The sequence below is a fragment of the Citrobacter sp. wls716 genome (assembly GCF_005280975.1).
GTDB lineage: Bacteria > Pseudomonadota > Gammaproteobacteria > Enterobacterales > Enterobacteriaceae > Citrobacter > Citrobacter youngae.
The window spans coordinates 245356-265679 of record NZ_SZWX01000038.1; the positions used below are offsets into that span (position 1 = coordinate 245356).

The following is a 20324-nucleotide window of genomic DNA, read 5'->3' on the forward strand; positions in this document are numbered from 1 at the left end:
AGAAGGGCCGGAGAAATCCGGCCCTTTTTTTTAGTTCATGCGCTCCACGATCATCGCAATACCCTGGCCGCCGCCGATACACAGCGTTGCCAGACCGAGCGTTTTATCCCGTGCCTGTAACGCGTGCAGCAATGTGACCAGAATACGCGCGCCGCTGGCGCCGATAGGGTGACCCAGCGCAATCGCACCACCGTTAACGTTGACCTTTTGTGCATCAAACCCCAGTGTTTTACCCACCGCAAGAAACTGCGCGGCAAAGGCTTCGTTAGCTTCGATAAGATCGATATCCGACAGTTGCAGCCCGCTCCGTTGTAGCGCTTTTTGCGTGGCAGGAACGGGTCCCATGCCCATCATCGCCGGGGCGACGCCGCCGCTGGCCCAGGCTTTGATCCGCGCCAGCGGTTTTAGCCCAGCCGCCAGTGCTGCCGACTCTTCCATTACCACCAGAGCGGCAGCACCGTCGTTAATCCCCGAGGCGTTGCCAGCGGTAACAGTACCTGCTTTGTCGAAGGCCGGACGCAATGCGGCAAGACCTTCCGCCGTGGAGTCTGCCTTGGGAAACTCATCGCGTTCAAAAATGAGGGTTTTCTTACGTGATTGCACGCTGACAGGGACGATTTCGGCCTGGAAAGCGCCGGACTCTATTGCGGCAATGGCTTTCTGCTGTGATAACAGTGCCAGTTCATCCTGCATTTCGCGGCTGATACCGTACTCTTTAGCGACGTTCTCAGCGGTAATCCCCATATGATAGCCATGTTCGGCGCAGATCAGCCCATCGCGCAGAATGACGTCTGCCAATTGCCCGTCACCGAGGCGATATCCCCAACGGGCTTTCGCGTCTAACAGGTAGGGGGCCAGGCTCATGTTTTCCATCCCCCCTGCGACGATCGCCTGGGCTTGTCCTGCTTTGATTGCCTGGGCGGCAAGCGCCACGCTTTTCAGGCCGGATCCGCACACTTTGTTGACGGTGAAGCCGCAAACGGTGTCGGAAAGACCGCTTCTTAGCAATGCCTGACGCGCCGGATTCTGTCCCAGGCCGGCCTGCAGCACGTTACCCATAATCACTTCTTCAACCTGCTGCGGATCAAGATGAGCGCGCTCGATTGCCGCTTTTATCACGGTTGATCCTAACTCGATAGCACTGGTGGTCGCCAGTGCGCCATTAAAGCTACCGATTGCGGTACGTGCCGCGCTGACAATGACACAGTTTTTCATTTTTCTGTTCCTTTATGTAAGTAATAGCTGTCAGAACAAGGTCAATCCAATGACAAAAATGACGCCTGAGAAGAGCAGGGCGGTGATGCAGTACCCCATGATGTCGCGCACCCCCAATCCGGCGATAGCCAATGCAGGTAGCGCCCAGAACGGCTGCGCCATGTTCATCCACTGCTCGCCATAGGCGATAGCCATCACTGACTTACCAAGATCGGCACCAAGCGCCTGAGCGGCGGGCATGACGAACGGTCCCTGAATAACCCAATGGCCGCCGCCGGATGGCACAGCAAAGTTAATCAGTGCTGAACTGAAGAAGGTCATCAGCGGGAAGGTGTCTTTGTTGGCGACGTTGATGAAGAACTCGGTAATCAATCCGCCGAGACCAGAGTGCTCCATCATCAATTGAATACCGGCGTAGAAGGGGAACTGCACCAGGATGCCGGCGGTGCTACGTGCGGCAGCGCTAACGGCACGCATATAGGCCATCGGCGTTTTATGCAGCAGCAGACCGGCAATCATAAACATCAGATTGACGGTGTTGATGGTGATGTTGAAGCCTTTCTCGGTGAAATAGAGGGCCAGATAAGCAATCCCTAATGCCCCGATGATCAGGGCCAGAATGCGGCTCTCTTCCAGTTTTTCCGATGGTGGAGCGTCGGGTGGCAGTTTTTTCTGGAAATCAGCTTCTTCCAGTAACAGCTTCGGATCGATGCTTACCACATCGGAAGGTTTTGGCGTCATCATGCGTGTGATGAACGGCATTACGACGATCAGTGCCACGGTGATGAAGATATTGAAGCCGGTGAAGAGAGTATCCGCGACAGGAATCAGGCCCGCTACGTGCTCGACCGGGTTACCGGGCGTTGCCGCCAGCAAAGGCATTGAGCCAGAGAAACCGCCACCCCAGGTCAAAAACCCGATATAAGCGCAGGCAATCAATAACGGATAATCTGAACCCGGTACCCGACGGGCGACTTCGCGGGCGAACATCGCCCCGACCACCAGACCAAATCCCCAGTTAATCACGCAGGCCACCGAACCAAAAAAAGTGACCAACATTACGCCCTGAGCGGGGGTTTTGGCGGCAGACGCCGCCGTACGCAGCAGACTTTTTACCGGTCCTGAACTGGCTAACGCATGGCCGGTTACGATGATCAGCGCCATCTGCATACCAAACGCCAGCAGGTTCCAGAAACCGTCACCCCAGAATTTCACCATGCTGATAGGCGTCTGTGGTGTTAACCACAGTGCGATGCCAAAAGTCAGCAACGTTAACAACATGGCGAAAATCAGCGGATCGGGCAGCCAGCGGCTGACCACCCGCGTCATAAAGCGAGCGATGCGGCCAATCATGCGTCACCTCGCAGGATGCGCAGATCGTCGGCAATATCAAAATGGGCTTCGGTTTTTTCACGCAGCGTGGCGATGTCGCATCCTTCGACGACTTCAGTCAGCCACATTTTGCCGTCAATAAAGCGAAATACGGCAAGCTCAGTGACCAGCATGTGCACAGCATGTTGCGCAGTAAGCGGCATGGTGCATTGGCGCAGGATTTTCGCTGAGCCGTCTTTCGCGCAATGTTCCATGGCGATAATGACTTTACGCGCACCGGTCACCAGATCCATTGCGCCACCCATGCCGGGCACCATCTTGCCGGGAACCACCCAGTTGGCGAGGTTAGCCTGCTCATCGACCTGCAACCCGCCAAGCACACAGGCATCAACGTGACCGCCGCGAATCAACGCAAATGACATGGCGCTATCAAACATCGCCGCGCCTGGCAAAATACCGCACGGTTGCCCACCAGCGTTTACCAGGTCGGGATGCGCAGTTGTGACCGGACCCAGACCGAGAAAACCATTTTCTGACTGCAATGTGATATGAATGTCAGCGGGCAGGTAGTTGGCAACCATCGTCGGCAGACCAATCCCCAGGTTGACGACATCCCCATCGTGAAGCTCAAGCGCCACACGGCGCGCAATACGTTGTTTAGCATCCATGATTAGCTCTCCTGTGGAATGACGATATGGTCGATAACGGCACCAGGGGTGACGATCTGGTCTGGCTGGAGTTCACCGATCTCGACCATTTCATCCGGTTCTACCAGTGTGATGTCGGCGGCAAGGGCAATCAGTGGGTTAAAATTACGGGCGCTAAGTTGATAGGTCAGGTTGCCAAGCGTGTCTGCGCGGTGTGCGCGGATCAGCGCCAGATCGGCACGTAATGGACGTTCGAGCAACCAGACTCTGCCATCGAGCGTCATGGTCTGCTTGCCATCTTCTACTACGGTGCCGACACCGGTTGGCGTCAGGAAACCGCCAAGGCCTGCGCCACCGCAGCGAATTTGCTCAATCAGAGTGCCTTGCGGCACCAGTTGTACGTCCATTTCGCCGGCAATCATGCGGCGACCGGTTTCAGGGTTGGTGCCAATGTGCGAGGCAATCACTTTGCTCACGCGACCGTTGACGATTAAGGGGCCGATACCGGTATCGACAAATGCGGTATCGTTGGCAATTAACGTCAAATCTCTGACGCCAGATTCAAGTAAGGCTTCGACAAGGCGAGGTGGCGTGCCAACCCCCATAAAACCGCCGACCATGATGGTCATGCCGTCACGAAAGAAGCTCGCTGCGTCTTGTAAAGTAATCAGTTTTGTTTTCATTATGTTTCCCTTTTGCATACTCCATTTTGGGTACGCTCAGGGAATTGCAAGCCGGGTGCCAGAATGATAAATGGTAAAATTATTTTTTAATTATTTGAATTTTATGGTTTATTTTTTATTGTCTGGCGAGAGGAAGGTGGAGTTGCTATGCAGAGTTTTGCGCAGTGTGCAAAATTCTGCATAGCAAATTTAGGTATCAGGAGCCTGACGGGTCAATGCCATACTCTTGCAATTTGTACATCAGAGCGCGCCGACTGATCCCCAGCATTAGCGCGGTGCGGGTGCGGTTGCCATCCTGATTGTCCAGCACCTCAAGGATGATGCGTTTTTCCTCACGCTTAATTTCTTCCTTCAGATTGCGTTCTCCGGTCTGAACTGCTTTTACTTCTGTTACGGTACTGACAGGTGATCGGAACTGCGCAGGCAGGTCTTCGGCAAAAATCACCGCGCCGGTATTCATGACCACTGCACGTTCGATGACGTTAGACAGTTCACGAATGTTTCCTGGCCATGGCCAGGCTGTAAGCATGGACATCGCCGTTGGATCGATCTCAATGATATCCCGCTGATTTTCTGAGCTAAATTTTTGTAAAAAGTGATTCGCTAACAGAGCGATGTCTTCGCGGCGTTCGCGTAACGGGGGAAGGGTCAGATGAATCACGTTGAGCCGGTAAAACAGGTCTTCGCGGAACGTTCCTTCCTTCACCATTGTTTGCAGGCAGCGATTGGTGGCAGCAACAATACGGATATCGACGCGAATAGTTTGGTGTCCGCCGATGCGCTCGAACTCTCTTTCTTGCAAAATACGCAGCAGTTTGGCCTGCAGAACCAGCGGCATTTCACCAATCTCGTCGAGCAGAAGCGTTCCCTGATGCGCACGTTCGAACAGTCCCTGGCGTAGAGTTTGCGCACCGGTAAATGCCCCCTTTTCGTGACCAAACAGTTCGCTTTCCAGTAATGATTCCGGTAAGGCCGCACAGTTGATTTTGATAAAGGGACCGTTGGCGCGTCTGCTGTTGTAGTGGATGGCGCGGGCAATCAGCTCTTTTCCTGTGCCACTTTCACCGCTAATCAGTACGTTCGCCTGTGAGAGGGCGATTTTTGCCGTGTCTTTACAAATATCCATCATCACCGGGCTGTTAGTCAGGATATGCCCCCATTGCCAGCTGGTGCTTAGCGCCTGATGTAGATTGCGGATCTCCTGCTTCATTGCCTGAAGCTGTAGTGCGCGCTGAATGACCAGATTGAGCTCATCCAAATCAAAGGGTTTAATCACATAGTCAAACGCGCCGCTACGGAGAGCCTCCACTGCGGTCTCCACTTCGGCGTAGGCCGTCATCAGAATAACGGGGATCCGCGGCTGCTGGGCGCGCATGACTTTCAAAGCATCAATACCGTCCATCTCTGGCATGCGGATGTCCATCAGTACCACGTCAGGATGCGTATCAGCAAACAGAGTCAGCGCGGCTTTTCCATCGCTGGCGCAGTGCGTCTCATGCCCTTGCAGGGAAAACGCAGTGGCAAGCATACGGCGAACATTTTCTTCGTCATCAACGATGAGAATACGGTAGGTCGTTTTCATTCTGACGGATTTCCCTGCGGGTTAAGAGGTAAAATCAGGGTGAAGGTTGCGCCGCAGCCCGGCATACTTGTCACGTGGATATCCCCCTGATGCGCGTTGATAATGCGCTGGCTTAGCGCCAGTCCAAGACCCGTACCTGATGCTTTGGTCGTAAAGAAGGGGTCGAATATTTTCTTCTGAATGGCAATATCGATACCGTTGCCATTATCTTCAATCATCACCGCCTGCTGTGAGGCCGAGTATTGCCAGGTGCGGATTCGAATTTCGCCCCGTGCGGCTATCGCCTGCACCGCATTGATTAAAATATTGAGGATCACCTGCTTGAGGAGTTCGCGATCGGCGACGATGGCTGGCAGGCTGGTATCTAATTCCGTGGTAAACGTGATTCGAGCCTGTAGGCCCGCGGTTTGCACGAGGATCAGCGTTTCTTCAATCAACGCATTGAGCTGTACCTGCTGCCACTGGCTTTGTCGCGGGCGTGAGAAATCCAACAGTTGTTGGATGACTTTATTGATTGAGTCAATTTCGTTCAGCACAACGGATAAATATTCCTGATGTTCTGGTAAAGATGTTTGTTGGCGGATGATCTGTACATAGCCACGGATTGCCGTCAGCGGGTTACGTACCTCATGCGCCACTCCAGCCATCAACTCGCCGAGCGTCGCGAGCCTTTCCGTTTGTGCCAGCCGGCGCTGTGTCTCTTTGCGGGCCGTTAAATCAGAGAAGATCACCAGAGCTCCGATTAGCTCGCCATGCGCGTTATGGATCCTGCTGGTGGTGACGCTTATTTCAATAGTGCGGTCGCGGCCAGGAAAACTCACCTCCTGGGCGACATGTTCGGTGCCGTGCTCCAGCGTATCCAGTACCGGGCTGGAGAACTGAGTATCGGCAAAGAGGGTTGCATAGGGTTGCCCGACCAGTTCATGCAACTGATAGCCAGTGATTTGCTCTGCCGCCGGATTCATGGTGGTGACATCACCCTGTCTGTCGATGGCAATGACGCCGTCTGCTGCGTTCTCAATTATCAGGTCGTTAAGGGTTTTGGTTTCCCGAAGCGTTTGTGCCAGCGCATTGACGCTGCGGCTGATTTGCCCCAGTTCGCCGGGCAGTTCAGGCAGGCGGGCAGGTGTTTTTTGCGCCAGCGTGGAGAGGCCGTCGGTGATAATATCGATATTCGCACTGAGACGGCGAGAGAAAAGCACAATCAACAGCAGGCTACTGATGAGTCCGGCAGCCAGTACGGCAATGATCCTGACGTCCATTTTCCAGGCTTGCTGGCGGATATCTTCCGTTAGTTCATTCGCCCAGATATAGCCAATGACTTCACCTTGCCGTTCGATGGGGATCATGGAGTTGAGGATGTCGCCACGAACCTGTCGTCCGGAAAAAACCACAGGTGCGTTGCTGCGCATCACTTCGCGACCGGGGTGATCCTCGGTGATGGTGATACCGACATTACTTTGGTACAACGCAGAGGGGGCGTAGGTGATGATTGCATCCAGTGCTTTGTTGTAATACCCCGCACCGATGCCAGGAAATGCCTGGGTGATCCGTTCGGTGATGGGCCCCAACTCAAGATTCAGCGCCCGAATGCGCGCTTCACGCGGTAAATCCGCGTAGTGGCTAAAGCGATCGCCCAGCGCGCCGTTAAGCAGAGTGAGCACCGATGACAGTTTTTTCTCTTTTTCAGATAAGACTGCTGACCGGCCTTCGGTTTCTACGATATAACCAATAGAAATCGTCGGCACAATGACCATCAGAATGGCCATCATGATCATTTGGTTGCGTAAACGTCGCGGGTATAAACGACGCGTCAGCCATCTCAGCTTGCGCATTCTCACATCCGTGCAGTGTTTTTTAGGCAAACGACGATTATCAGGGGTTAAGACAACGGTGTCAGAGCGGTGTATCATATTCCCGTAAAGAGAGGGCATTGCGACGTCGGACATTTACCGCTACCTTAACCACACTCTATTGATATCCTGAGGCGGAGCTTCGCCCCTTTGAAATACCTTGCTTCCGTTCATTCAACTCTAAAAGTCTCACGCTACCTGTTCAGAGCGCTGGCCTTACTGGTCTGGTGTCTGATTGCTTTTGCGTCGGTGTTCTACATTGTGAATGCGTTGCACCAGCGAGAGTCTGAGATCCGCCAGGAGTTTAATCTCAGCTCCGACCAGGCTCAACGCTACATTCAGCGTACTTCTGACGTGATAAAAGAGCTGAAATACATTGCTGAAAACCGATTAACGGCAGAAAACGGCGTGATGTCATTGCGGGCACGGGATGATAAAACCGTGGTGCCGAATTTTGAACCGCTGTTTGCCGATTCCGACTGTGCGGTGATGGGTAATGCCTGGCGTGGCTCGCTGGAGTCATTGGCGTGGTTTATGCGCTACTGGCGCGACAATTTCTCAGCGGCTTATGATTTGAACCGTGTGTTCCTGATCGGCAGCGATAACCTCTGCATGGCCAATTTCGGTCTGCGGGATATGCCTGTCGAACGTGACGAGGCGCTGAAAGCACTGCATGAGCGCATCATTAAGTATCGCAATGCGCCGCAGGAAGAAAACGGCAATAACCTGTTCTGGATAAGCCAGGGACCGCGTCCGGGCGTGGGGTATTTTTATGCGCTGACGCCGGTCTATCTTGCCAATCGTCTGCAGGCGTTGCTGGGTGTGGAACAGCCGATTCGTATGGAGAACTTCTTCACGCCGGGCAGTTTGCCGATGGGGGTGACAATCCTTGATGAAAATGGTCATGCGCTGATTTCACTCACCGGTCCTGAAGGCAATATTCAGTCTGAACCGCGCTGGATGCAGGAGCGCTCGTGGTTTGGCTACACGCCGGGTTTTCGCAATCTGGTGTTGAAGAAAAACCTGCCGCCATCATCGCTCAGTATTGTGTACTCCGTGCCGGTCGATCTGGTGCTGGAGCGGATACGCATGATGATCCTGAATGCGGTTCTGCTGAATGTACTGGTAGGTGCGGCGTTGTTTATGCTGACGCGCATGTATGAGCGGCGTATTTTTATTCCAGCGGAAAGCGATGCCCAGCGCCTGGAAGAGCATGAACAGTTTAACCGTAAAATTGTGGCTTCTGCGCCGGTCGGTATTTGTATTCTGCGCACAATTGATGGCATTAACATTCTGAGCAACGAGCTGGCGCATACCTATCTCAACATGCTGACGCATGAAGACAGGCAACGGTTGACGCAAATTATCTGCGGCCAGCAGGTTAATTTCGTCGATGTGTTGACCAGCAATAATACCAATCTGCAAATCAGCTTTGTGCATTCACGTTATCGTAATGAGAACGTAGCCATATGCGTCCTGGTCGATGTGAGTGCGCGTGTGAAAATGGAAGAGTCGTTACAGGAGATGGCGCAGGCGGCGGAACAGGCCAGCCAGTCAAAATCAATGTTCCTTGCGACGGTGAGTCATGAACTACGCACGCCGCTGTATGGCATTATCGGCAACCTTGACCTGCTGCAAACGAAAGAACTGCCCAGCGGAGTGGATCGCCTGGTGACGGCGATGAATAACTCCTCCAGCCTGTTGTTGAAGATTATCAGCGATATTCTTGATTTCTCGAAAATTGAATCCGAACAGTTGAAGATTGAACCGCGCGAATTTTCACCGCGGGAAGTAATGAGCCATATTACGGCCAACTATCTGCCGCTGGTGGTACGCAAGCAACTGGGATTGTACTGTTTCATTGAGCCGGATGTGCCTGTGGCATTAAATGGCGATCCGATGCGCTTGCAGCAGGTCATTTCTAACCTGTTGAGTAATGCTATTAAATTCACCGATACCGGCTGTATTGTGCTGCACGTTCAGTGCAGCGGCGACTACCTCAGCATTCGTGTGCGTGATACTGGCGTGGGGATCCCGGCCAAAGAAGTCGTTCGTCTGTTCGATCCCTTCTTCCAGGTGGGGACGGGCGTGCAGCGTAATTTCCAGGGGACCGGGTTAGGTCTGGCTATCTGTGAAAAACTGATCAGCATGATGGACGGGGATATTTCCGTTGATTCTGAACCGGGGATGGGGAGCCAGTTTACGCTGCGGATACCGCTGTATGGAGCCCAGTATCCACAGAATAAAAGTGTGGACGGTCTTGCCAGTACCCGCTGCTGGCTGGCGGTGCGAAACGCGTCACTCTATCACTTTATCGAATCCAGCCTCACGCGTACCGGGATGACGGTGCTGCGTTATGAGGGGCAGCAACCTGATGCAAATGATGTATTGATCGCTGATGATGTGCTGGATCAGGCGTGGCAGGGACGAGCCACGGTGATTTTCTGTCGTCGCCACATTGGTATTCCGCTGGAAAGAACGCCTGGCGAGTGGGTGCACAGCGTGGCATCACCGCACGAGTTGCCGGCGCTGCTGGCGCATATCTACAGCGTTGAACTGGGCAGTGAAGCGCTTTCCACCGCACTGCCAGCTCCGGACAAAGTGGGAGCCACAAACGATGACATGATGATTCTGGTGGTTGACGATCATCCGATTAACCGTCGTTTACTGGCCGATCAGTTGGGATCGTTGGGGTATCAGTGTAAAACCGCCAACGACGGTGTGGACGCGCTCAATGTGTTGAGTAAAAACCATATTGATATCGTGCTGAGCGACGTCAACATGCCGAATATGGATGGTTATCGCTTGACGCAGCGTATTCGGCAACTGGGGTTAACGCTGCCGGTGATTGGTGTGACGGCCAATGCTCTGGCGGAAGAGAAGCAGCGTTGTCTGGAGTCGGGAATGGACAGTTGCTTATCCAAGCCAGTGACGCTAGACGTGCTGAAGCAGACGCTAACGGTCTATGCGGATCGCGTAAGAAAAACGCGGGGATAAAAGAGGCAGGGTAGCGGTGTTTGCCTTATCCGGCCTACAGAACATACACAACACTGTATTGTTCGTAGGCCAGATAAACGCGGTGCCATCAGGCAGATGATATGAAACCGAATTACTCTTTGTCTGACGGGCTTAACGTCACGGATGACAGGTAATTCAGCAGGGCGATATCGTTTTCCACGCCGAGCTTCATCATTGCAGACTTTTTCTGGCTACTGATGGTTTTAATACTGCGATTGAGCTTTTTAGCGATTTCAGTCACCAGGAAGCCTTCGGCAAACAGGCGCAGAACTTCACTTTCTTTCGGTGACAGGCGTTTGTCGCCATAACCGCTGGCGCTGATTTTTTCCAGCAGGCGAGAGACGCTTTCCGGGGTGAATTTCTTACCTTTTTGCAGCGCCGCCAGCGCCTTCGGCAGGTCAGTTGGCGCACCTTGTTTCAGCACGATCCCTTCAATGTCGAGATCCAGTACCGCGCTCAGGATGGCCGGGTTGTTGTTCATGGTCAAAACGATGATCGACAGGCTCGGGAAATGGCGTTTGATATATTTAATTAACGTGATCCCATCACCATATTTATCTCCCGGCATTGAGAGATCGGTAATCAACACATGAGCATCTAATTTAGGCAAATTGTTGATCAGTGCAGTGGAGTCTTCAAATTCGCCGACAACGTTCACCCATTCGATTTGTTCAAGTGATTTACGAATACCGAACAGTACAATCGGATGGTCATCGGCAATAATTACGTTCATAGTGTTCATGTATTGGGCTACCTTGCTACAGCAAGCTCTTGACGTAAACGTCAATGTCGCTGATGTACTTTTCTATACCTGGAGCATCTTTCTCTTGAATAAGATGTTCCAGCGCTTCACATAACTGCTTGCCGGGTACCAGATTAAGCATGGCAAACACGCCTTTCAGGCGATGGGCCGTTTGGGCTAACGCAGCGAAATCGCTGGTTGCTGCCTCAGTATACAACCTCTTAACATCATCCGGTACTGTGTCTACAAAGAGTGCATAGTAACCACTGGCATGAAGTTCGGCGTTTTCATCACCGCCGAGGGGGAGTTCCTGGATCTCTTCTTGCGCCAGTTGTTCTTCTATTAGCTCCAGGACAGCTTCCTGCATAGCATTGCTCATATTAAAGTTGACGCGCAGCTGACCGGGGCCAATTTTTCGCACGCCAGACTCATCATCGCTTAAAAGCAAGCCCGAGGCAGTAAGATTAGACGGATTATCAGTGATAAAGAGATCATATTCTTGACTATTCAGTCGCTCATCGGGCGTGATGCAGGTTGCTCCCCAGTTTTCCAGCTGACGCAATACAATGCTGCGTACGTCATTCGAGGTGACGTCAACCATCACGCAGACGTCATCTAACAGCCGTTCTTCATTATTAGCATGTTGGTCATGCAGCGGCATCTTAACATGGACGATATAACGCGTTCCAAGTTCTTCCCGCGCTTTAATATTCAGATGTCCACCCAGTTTGCGCGCTAGCTGATCGCACAACCAGAACGTGAGTGGATTCGCTTTGCCATATCGATCGCTCTGCGTGTCATTGCTGAACGGAAAGTGCAGATTATCAATTTCATTCAGCGCGACGCCTTCCCCGGTATCCAGAATACGGAAGGTCAGACGCTCTGCCTCCGACTCATCCTGGTCGACGTCCAGCGTAATTTTGCCAATCTGCGTTGTGGTCACGGCATATTGGATGAGTAGCAGCAAAATACGACGTAGGGCATCGCGGTCGCCGCGGCGCTCATCATTGGCGCTCAGGTGATTTTTAATCAGCAGCTGTAACCCTTTACGCTTGATGGCGGGTAGTACTTCAGGCACTACGTCGTCAATTAACGCCTGCACGGAAAACAGCGTTGATTCACTTTTCCAGTCATCGCTTTCCAGAAGATTGGCCAACTGAATCTCATCGACCATACGTACCAGAACGTCTGCCTGGTTTGCCAGTTTGTGGCTGTCGGGCGTATTGAGTGCGGCAGCATTGATGGCCAGCGTTTTGGCGGGATCTTTCAGTGCGCGACCAATGTTTTGCATAAAGGCGGCGCGAGCCTGTTGGTTTTTCTCATACAGTCGCTGCGCTTGTTTCAGCTTTTTATTTACCAGCACTTCGCGGTCCTGGTCGCGAATGATAAAGATCTGCGTGCGGGCTGAGATCTGGCTGCGGAACAGCCTGATCTCATACAATTCATTATTGATTGTGGCCTGGATTACCCCCTGATGCTGCTCCGCCATGCTGGTGATATTTTGCAGATTTAAATGTGGCAGCAGGTGGTCGGCAATTTTATTGCTGATAACCGTGCGGTTGGATTCCTGGTCGTGTACCAATAACCCCAGCGGCAGCAGCGAAACAATTTCTTCATTGATTGCACGAAGCACCCGGAGTTCATTATTTGCGGCAAGGTTTGGCGCCACTTCGTTTGAGCGGGCAGGGAGGTGGCGGAAAGTGGTATAGCCAAACAGCGCCAGCGCCAGCAGAGCGATATTCAGTAACAGCGGCAGCAGAATGCTTTGCAGCGTATCAAGCAGTAATGAACCAAAGGGAACCTGCCAGACCAGTCGCATATCCGTTGAATTTAGCGCTGAAGAGATCTCAATCTTGCTATTGTTAAAGTTGATGCTGACGCTGTCAGGCGACTCTTTTTCACTGAGATGCTCAGCCGTAGACGTGGCATCGGGCTCCAGGTGAAAGCTGTCCAACTGCATGCCCGGGGGGATCAAATCATTAATCGGCAGGTCAAACGCGACCACGGTTGCCAGATGCCCTGGCTGATTAAAGGTTGTGCGTAACGTGAAGTAATGACCGTTTTGCCAGACCAGCCGGCGAAGGGACGAGAAGCTTTCACGCTCATCGAGCGCATTGGCCTGTTGTAACATCTCAGCGCGGCGCGAGTCGACAATGTTGCCAATTGTCGATTCTTTAAAGCCGGAGGTGAGATCTTTCAGCGGCAATGTTGAGATAAGAATCAGGCTATTGTCCTGACCATTCAGATAATACATGGACCATGGGACATTCTCCGCGCCCCACAGTGTATCCAGATAGGTTGAGATCCGCTGGGTCATTTCCAGCGTAGAACTGTCATGCGAGCCGAAAATCAGCGCTTCAGTCTTTCTACGGGGTTTTTCAAGATAGTAGACATCTTGCTTGAGTCGGGTTTCCTGTAACCCGTCGGCAGTCGATGAGTTGGTTGTCGCTGCAATATTGTCATAGATTTGCCAGGTCACGTATCGCCAGGTATCTACCCTTTTATGAATAGCGTGGGTGATATCGACAATCTGATAGCTCTTATCTTTAAGCCAGGTGTTGACCGCGCTCTGGACCATCACGCCCATCATCACCAACAGCACCACGATCAATAATAAGAAGAAACGGGTAATACTTCCCGGAAGCAGGGAGAATCGGGTAGAAGCCGTTGTGTCAGACTGACTCATTCGTGTTTATGACCTGTTAAAACGACGCTAAAGATGAAGGGGCAGTATAAAGGGTAATGTATGAATTGCCATACTTACGCAACATCTGCGGAGCTGCGTTTTTTATTGCTGTGTATCGTTGCCAGGCAGGCAATGCAAACGTGTACAGCCGGTCACTATCAGTACAAATAAAGGTATGAAACCTACAGATTTAGCATTAAATAACAAGAAATTATTTGCCTGATTTATATGCGATGGTGAACAGGTGAGATAGTTAATAGTCGTTATAGTTTTTCATCGGTAGCACAGAACCGCGATGTTTGTGTAAAGAAGGGTAAAAAAAAACCGAACGCAGAGCATTCGGTTGAAATAGGGGTAAACAGACATTCATGAATGAATGACGGTAATAAATAAAGTTAATGATGATAGCGAGTTTATTTTAGTTGCGAGTGAAGATTTTTTTTTATCATTCAGTGCTATGGCTGTGCTTTGTGTAATTTATTGATTTATATGTATTTTGTAATGGTTCTTGACTATTCGTGCTTATTCTCTCCATTTTCTTAATTAAAAAAAGTTCCCTTTTGTTAATGTTTTGAAACATCTACATAGATAAATGAAACATCTTTAAAGTATTAGTATCATATTCGTGTTGGATTATTCTGTGTTTTTGCGGAGAATGAAGTTGCCGACTGGTTAATGAGGGTTAGCCAGTGAGCAGTGGCATAAAAAAGCAATAAAGGCATATAACAGAGGGTTAATAACATGAAAGTTAAAGTACTGTCCCTCCTGGTACCGGCTCTGCTGGTAGCAGGCGCAGCAAATGCGGCTGAAATTTACAACAAAGACGGCAACAAATTAGATCTGTACGGTAAAGTCGACGGTCTGCACTATTTCTCTGATGACTCTACTAAAGATGGTGATCAGACCTATATGCGTATCGGCTTCAAAGGTGAAACCCAGGTTAACGACCAACTGACCGGTTACGGCCAGTGGGAATACCAGATCATGGGTAACTCCTCTGAAAACGAAAACAACGCCTGGACGCGTGTCGCGTTTGCCGGTCTGAAATTCGCTGATGCAGGTTCTTTCGACTACGGTCGTAACTACGGCGTGGTTTATGACGTCACGTCCTGGACCGACGTTCTGCCGGAATTCGGCGGCGATACCTACGGTTCTGACAACTTCATGCAGCAGCGTGGTAACGGCTTTGCAACCTACCGTAACACCGATTTCTTCGGTCTGGTTGATGGTCTGAACTTTGCCCTGCAGTACCAGGGTAAAAACGGTAGTCCGGAAGGTGAAGGCATGACCGGCGTGACTGGCAACGGTCGTGACGCACTGAATCAGAACGGTGACGGCGTCGGCGGATCTATCACTTATGATATCGGTGAAGGCTTCTCCCTGGGTACCGCGGTCACCAGCTCCAAACGTACTGATGAGCAGAACAAGCTGAACTTCGGTACCGGCGATCGTGCTGAAACCTACACTGGCGGTCTGAAATACGACGCGAACAATGTGTACCTGGCAGCACAGTACACCCAGACCTACAACGCAACGCGTGCAGGTAAACTGGGTTGGGCTAACAAAGCACAGAACGTTGAAGCTGTTGCACAGTACCAGTTCGACTTCGGTCTGCGTCCGTCCGTGGCTTACCTGCAGTCAAAAGGTAAAGATCTGGACAACGGCTACGGCGACCAGGATATCCTGAAATATGTTGATGTTGGCGCGACCTACTACTTCAACAAAAACATGTCTACCTATGTTGATTACAAAATCAACCTGCTGGATGACAACCAGTTCACCCGTAATGCAGGTATCTCTACCGATGATATCGTAGCACTGGGTCTGGTTTACCAGTTCTAATCTGTATCTATTTCTATCAAAGGCCCTACGGGGCCTTTTTTAATGCCGTTTTTCTGACGTACAAACACTCTTTTTTGGTGTACTCTTGCGCCCGTTTTCATAAGGGTAATCACGTATGGATATGATTTTTTGTCGTGCAGCGCTCCTGGCTGTAACACTCTTTTTTGTCGGGTGCGATGAGGCCCCGAAATCAACCCAGACCCCGTCCTCAACCGCGACAGTCCTGGAAGGCAAAACCATGGGCACTTTCTGGCGGGTCAGTGTGGTTGGCGTGGATGCCAAACGTGCCGGGGAGTTGCAGGTGAAGATCCAGACTCAGCTCGATGCTGATGATCAACTGCTTTCTACCTATAAGAATGATTCTGCGCTGATGCGTTTTAACCTGTCAAACAGCCTGTCACCGTGGCCGGTGAATGATGCGCTGGCGGATATTGTGACATCGGCGTTACGTATTGGCGCAAAAACCGACGGCGCGATGGACATCACCGTCGGTCCGTTGGTCAACCTGTGGGGCTTTGGTCCACAGCAGCAACCGCTGCATACTCCTGTGCAGGCAAGAATTGATGCGGCAAAAGCGCAAACCGGGCTTTCACATCTGAAGGTTGTTAATGAGGCGCACCAGAATTATCTGCAGAAAGATCTGCCGGCGCTGTACGTTGATCTCTCCACCGTGGGGGAAGGGTATGCGGCTGACCATCTGGCGCGATTGATGGAACAGGAAGGGATCGCCCGCTATCTGGTTTCTGTTGGCGGCGCGCTGAATAGCCGTGGAATGAATGCCGAGGGGCAACCGTGGCGTGTGGCAATACAGAAACCGACCGATCGTGAAAACGCGGTCCAGGCGATTGTCGATATCAATGGGCATGGTATCAGCACCTCCGGTAGCTATCGCAACTATTACGAACTGGATGGCAAGCGTCTTTCCCATGTCATCGATCCGCAAACCGGCCGTCCGATTGAACACAATCTGGTCTCTGTGACGGTGATTGCACCCACGGCGTTGGAGGCTGATGGTTGGGATACCGGGCTAATGGTGCTTGGCCCGCAAAAAGCCAAAGAGGTTGTGCGTCGCGAAGGGTTAGCGGTGTATATGATTGTTAAAGAAGGCGAAGGGTTTAGCACCTGGATGTCGCCGCAGTTTAAAAGCTTCCTGGTCAGCGAAAAAAATTAAAAAGCAAGATTGCGGGTTTTTATAACCCGCAATGCGGACACACTGAGGCTAAGCGCTATGCTTAACAAAGGAGTCCATCATGACAAATCTCTTACACATCACTGATGATGAACGCTGGCAGTCTGTGCTGGATCGTGACGCCAGGGCTGACGGTCAGTTTGTTTTTGCTGTTCAGACTACAGGCATTTTTTGTCGACCGTCCTGTCGGGCAAAACATGCGCTGCGCAAAAATGTCAGTTTCTTCGCGGATGCCGAGCAGGCACAGGCGGCAGGGTTTCGTCCCTGCAAACGCTGCCGGCCGGACAAAGATAGCGCGCAACAGCAGCGGCTGGACAAAATAGCCCACGCCTGTCAGTTGCTGGAGCAGGAGTCCCCCCTCACACTGGAGGCTCTTGCGCAGCATGTTGCGATGAGCCCGTTTCACCTGCATCGCCTGTTCAAAGCAACCACCGGGATGACCCCCAAAGCCTGGCAACAGTCGTGGCGTGCCCGTCGCCTGCGTGACGCGCTGGCAAAAGGCGCACCGGTCACGCAGGCGATTCTTGACGCCGGATTCCCCGACAGCAGCAGCTATTACCGCAAAGCGGATCAGGCGTTAGGCATGACCGCCAGGCAATTTCGTCAAGGCGGCGGTAATGTTTCTGTGCGCTATACCCTCACAGATTGCGCCCTCGGCCGTTGCCTGGTGGCTGAAAGTGAACGGGGTATCTGCGCGATCTTGCTGGGCGACGACGATGCTACGCTGATAGCAGAATTGCATGAACTGTTTCCGACGGCACGTGACGAGCCCGCCGATACGGAGTTTCAACAACATGTGCGTGAGGTGATCGCCGTGATTAACACGCGCAATACCGCACTGTCACTGCCGCTGGATATTCAGGGAACCGCCTTTCAGCAGCAGGTATGGCAAGCGCTGCGGGCAATCCCTTGTGGTGAGACGGTGAGTTATCAGCAACTTGCCAGCACTATCGGCAAGCCGAAGGCGGTGCGTGCCGTAGCCAGCGCCTGCGCGGCGAACAAACTGGCGATTGTGATCCCGTGTCACCGCGTAATCCGCGGTGATGGCGCGCTTTCTGGCTATCGTTGGGGAATAACGCGCAAGGCGCAACTGTTGCAACGTGAAGCCACCCGCGAGGAAACGTAATGCTCGATCTCTTTGCAGATGAGAAACCCTGGCACGAGCCGCTGGCGTCAGGTGCGGTGATTTTGCGGCGCTTTGCATTTGAATCCGCCCCCGCTTTACTGCGGGCAATCGCGGCGACAGCCAGACAGTCGCCGTTTCGCCAGATGGTCACCCCTGGCGGTTATACGATGTCGGTAGCCATGACGAATTGCGGCCATCTGGGCTGGACAACGGATCAACATGGCTACCTCTATTCACCGGTCGATCCATTAACCGGCGTTCACTGGCCGCCATTACCCGAGGTCTTTGCTGAGCTGTGCCAACAGGCGGCAACGGCCGCAGGCTATCCTGATTTTCAACCGGATGCTTGCCTTATTAATCGCTATACGCCGGGGGCAAAACTGTCTTTACATCAGGATAAAGATGAGCCTGACCTGCGAGCGCCTATCGTCTCTGTATCGCTGGGCCTGCCGGCGATTTTTCAGTTTGGCGGCTTACGGCGCAACGATCCCTTAAAGCGAGTATTGCTGGAGCATGGTGATGTGGTGGTATGGGGGGGAAACTCGCGGCTGTTTTATCATGGCGTCCAGCCGCTTAAGACGGGGTATCATCCATTGACGGGAGATTGTCGTTATAACCTGACGTTTCGCCAGGCAGGTAAAAAAGAATAAAAATAAGAATTATTATTGCTGTCAGCGAAGAGATGTTTAAACTGCGGGCTGTTATTACTTGTCCGGGTTGTTTGCATGGAACTTTTACTTCTTGTCTGGCGGCAGTATCGCTGGCCATTTATCAGCGTCATGGCGCTCAGCCTTGTCAGTGCCGCGCTGGGGATTGGGCTGATTGCGTTTATTAATCAGCGCCTGATTGAAACGGTCGACACCACGCTGATGGTGCTACCGGAGTTTCTTGGCCTGCTGCTGTTACTGATGGTCGTCACCCTCGGTTCACAGCTGGCGCTCACCACGCTGGGGCACCACTTTGTCTACCGTCTGCGTAGCGAATTTATCAAACGAATTCTGGACACCCACGTCGAGCGTATCGAGCAAATCGGTAGCGCCTCGTTACTGGCCGGTTTAACCAGCGATATCCGTAACATTACCATTGCCTTTGTCCGCCTACCTGAGCTGGTACAGGGGATTATTTTGACCGTGGGGTCGGCGGCGTATCTGGCCATGTTGTCGACGAAAATGCTGCTGGTGACGGCAATCTGGATGGCAATCACCATCTGGGGCGGATTTGTGCTGGTGGCGCGGGTGTATAAACACATGGCTACCCTGCGTGAAACCGAAGACAAGCTGTACAACGACTACCAGACGGTGCTGGAAGGGCGCAAAGAGCTGACGCTCAACCGGGAACGTGCGGAGCATCTCTTTAATCAGCTGTACGTCCCGGATGCCAAAGAGTACCGTCATCATATTATCCGTGCCGATACCTTCCACCTGAGCGCGGTCAACTGGTCGAACATTATGATGCTGGGCGCCATTGGCCTGGTATTCTGGATGGCCAACAGTCTGGGCTGGGCGGATACCGCCGTGGCGGCGACCTATTCGCTGACGCTGCTATTCCTGCGCACGCCGCTGCTCTCTGCCGTCGGCGCGCTGCCAACGCTGCTGACTGCACAGGTGGCGTTCAACAAGCTGAATAAGTTCTCCCTGGCCCCCTTCAAGGCTGAATTTCCACGGCCAACTGCATTTCCGGACTGGCAAACGCTGGAGTTGCGCGACGTGGTTTTCCGCTATCAGGATAATGCGTTCGCCGTTGGGCCAGTGAATCTGACCATTCATCGTGGTGAACTGATCTTCCTGATTGGCGGTAACGGTAGTGGGAAATCTACGCTGGCGATGTTGCTGACCGGGCTATACCAGCCGCAGTCTGGTGAGATTTTATTGGATGGCAAGGCGGTTGCTGTCGAAAAACCGGAGGACTACCGCAAGCTGTTCTCCGCGGTGTTTACCGACGTCTGGCTGTTTGACAAATTGCTGGGACCTGAAGGCAGAGACGCTTCTCCGGCGCTGGTAGCGAAGTGGCTGGATCATCTGCAAATGGCGCACAAGCTGGAACTGAACGACGGGCGCATTCTCAACCTGAAGCTGTCGAAAGGGCAGAAAAAGCGTGTGGCGCTGTTGCTGGCCTTAGCAGAGGAGCGCGACATCATTCTGCTGGATGAATGGGCCGCCGATCAGGATCCGCATTTCCGGCGTGAATTCTACCAGGTGTTGCTGCCGCTGATGCAGGAGATGGGCAAAACCATTTTCGCCATTAGTCATGACGATCATTACTTTATTCATGCAGACCGTTTGCTGGAAATGCGTAATGGGCAATTGAGTGAACTGCTGGGCGATGAACGCGATGCGGCTTCGCGCGATGCGGTGGCTCGCACAGCATAATCCCACATGCCGCCGGTTTTTTATCCACCCGGCGGCCTCG

General features: G+C 52.4%; 14 protein-coding genes. 6 read left to right on the forward strand and 8 right to left on the reverse strand.

Annotated features, from left to right (window positions below):
• Window positions 1-30: 30 nt before the first annotated feature.
• The 6 genes from FDX24_RS14700 to atoS all read right to left on the reverse strand — a co-directional run bounded on the left by FDX24_RS14700 (window position 31) and on the right by atoS (window position 7294).
• On the reverse strand, window positions 31-1215 hold the full coding sequence (locus tag FDX24_RS14700) for an acetyl-CoA C-acetyltransferase (RefSeq protein WP_137364524.1): 1185 nt from the start codon (window positions 1213-1215) through the stop codon (window positions 31-33).
• Window positions 1216-1245: 30 nt separating this feature from the next.
• Entirely contained in the window at window positions 1246-2568 is a 1323-nt protein-coding gene (locus tag FDX24_RS14705) for a TIGR00366 family protein (RefSeq protein WP_137364525.1), read from the reverse strand.
• Window positions 2565-3215, reverse strand: a complete 651-nt coding sequence (locus tag FDX24_RS14710; protein WP_137364526.1) for a 3-oxoacid CoA-transferase subunit B — start codon at window positions 3213-3215, stop codon at window positions 2565-2567. The genes FDX24_RS14705 and FDX24_RS14710 overlap by 4 nt, the downstream gene beginning before the upstream one ends.
• Before the next feature lie 2 nt (window positions 3216-3217).
• Window positions 3218-3877 carry an acetate CoA-transferase subunit alpha gene (atoD, locus tag FDX24_RS14715; RefSeq protein WP_115601747.1) on the reverse strand — a complete coding sequence of 220 codons (660 nt, stop codon included), beginning with the start codon at window positions 3875-3877 and terminating at the stop codon, window positions 3218-3220.
• 196 nt (window positions 3878-4073) lie between these two features.
• The gene (atoC, locus tag FDX24_RS14720; RefSeq protein ID WP_048211110.1) at window positions 4074-5459 is read right to left on the reverse strand and encodes an acetoacetate metabolism transcriptional regulator AtoC; all 1386 of its coding nucleotides are present in this window, start codon (window positions 5457-5459) and stop codon (window positions 4074-4076) included.
• Window positions 5456-7294: a two-component system sensor histidine kinase AtoS gene (gene atoS / locus FDX24_RS14725; RefSeq protein WP_048211111.1), complete on the reverse strand. Its 1839-nt coding sequence runs from the start codon at window positions 7292-7294 to the stop codon at window positions 5456-5458. The genes atoC and atoS overlap by 4 nt, the downstream gene beginning before the upstream one ends.
• Window positions 7295-7462: 168 nt before the next feature.
• Between atoS and rcsC the strand changes: the two genes are divergently transcribed.
• The gene (gene rcsC / locus FDX24_RS14730) at window positions 7463-10309 is read left to right on the forward strand and encodes a two-component system sensor histidine kinase RcsC (protein WP_061068198.1); all 2847 of its coding nucleotides are present in this window, start codon (window positions 7463-7465) and stop codon (window positions 10307-10309) included.
• 112 nt (window positions 10310-10421) lie between these two features.
• Here rcsC and rcsB read toward each other — a convergent pair whose 3' ends face one another.
• Both rcsB and rcsD read right to left on the reverse strand, forming a co-directional pair.
• Window positions 10422-11072, reverse strand: a complete 651-nt coding sequence (gene rcsB, locus FDX24_RS14735) for a response regulator transcription factor RcsB (RefSeq protein WP_003027592.1) — start codon at window positions 11070-11072, stop codon at window positions 10422-10424.
• 16 nt (window positions 11073-11088) lie between these two features.
• Complete coding sequence (gene rcsD / locus FDX24_RS14740) at window positions 11089-13758, reverse strand: phosphotransferase RcsD (RefSeq protein WP_137364527.1); 2670 nt, start codon at window positions 13756-13758, stop codon at window positions 11089-11091.
• Between the two features lie 741 nt (window positions 13759-14499).
• Between rcsD and FDX24_RS14745 the strand changes: the two genes are divergently transcribed.
• The 5 genes from FDX24_RS14745 (at window position 14500) to FDX24_RS14770 (ending at window position 20284) form a co-directional block, all read left to right on the forward strand.
• Window positions 14500-15600, forward strand: coding sequence for a porin OmpC (locus FDX24_RS14745; protein ID WP_005129375.1), 1101 nt, complete (start codon window positions 14500-14502; stop codon window positions 15598-15600).
• Window positions 15601-15715: 115 nt separating this feature from the next.
• A complete protein-coding gene (apbE, locus tag FDX24_RS14755) occupies window positions 15716-16771 on the forward strand; it encodes an FAD:protein FMN transferase ApbE (protein WP_101741540.1) in 1056 nt (351 codons plus the stop codon).
• Window positions 16772-16850: 79 nt separating this feature from the next.
• The gene (ada, locus tag FDX24_RS14760) at window positions 16851-17915 is read left to right on the forward strand and encodes a bifunctional DNA-binding transcriptional regulator/O6-methylguanine-DNA methyltransferase Ada (protein WP_048211116.1); all 1065 of its coding nucleotides are present in this window, start codon (window positions 16851-16853) and stop codon (window positions 17913-17915) included.
• On the forward strand, window positions 17915-18565 hold the full coding sequence (gene alkB / locus FDX24_RS14765; protein ID WP_124021790.1) for a DNA oxidative demethylase AlkB: 651 nt from the start codon (window positions 17915-17917) through the stop codon (window positions 18563-18565). The genes ada and alkB overlap by 1 nt, the downstream gene beginning before the upstream one ends.
• 75 nt (window positions 18566-18640) lie before the next feature.
• Complete coding sequence (locus FDX24_RS14770) at window positions 18641-20284, forward strand: multidrug ABC transporter permease/ATP-binding protein (RefSeq protein ID WP_137364528.1); 1644 nt, start codon at window positions 18641-18643, stop codon at window positions 20282-20284.
• Window positions 20285-20324 lie beyond the last annotated feature (40 nt).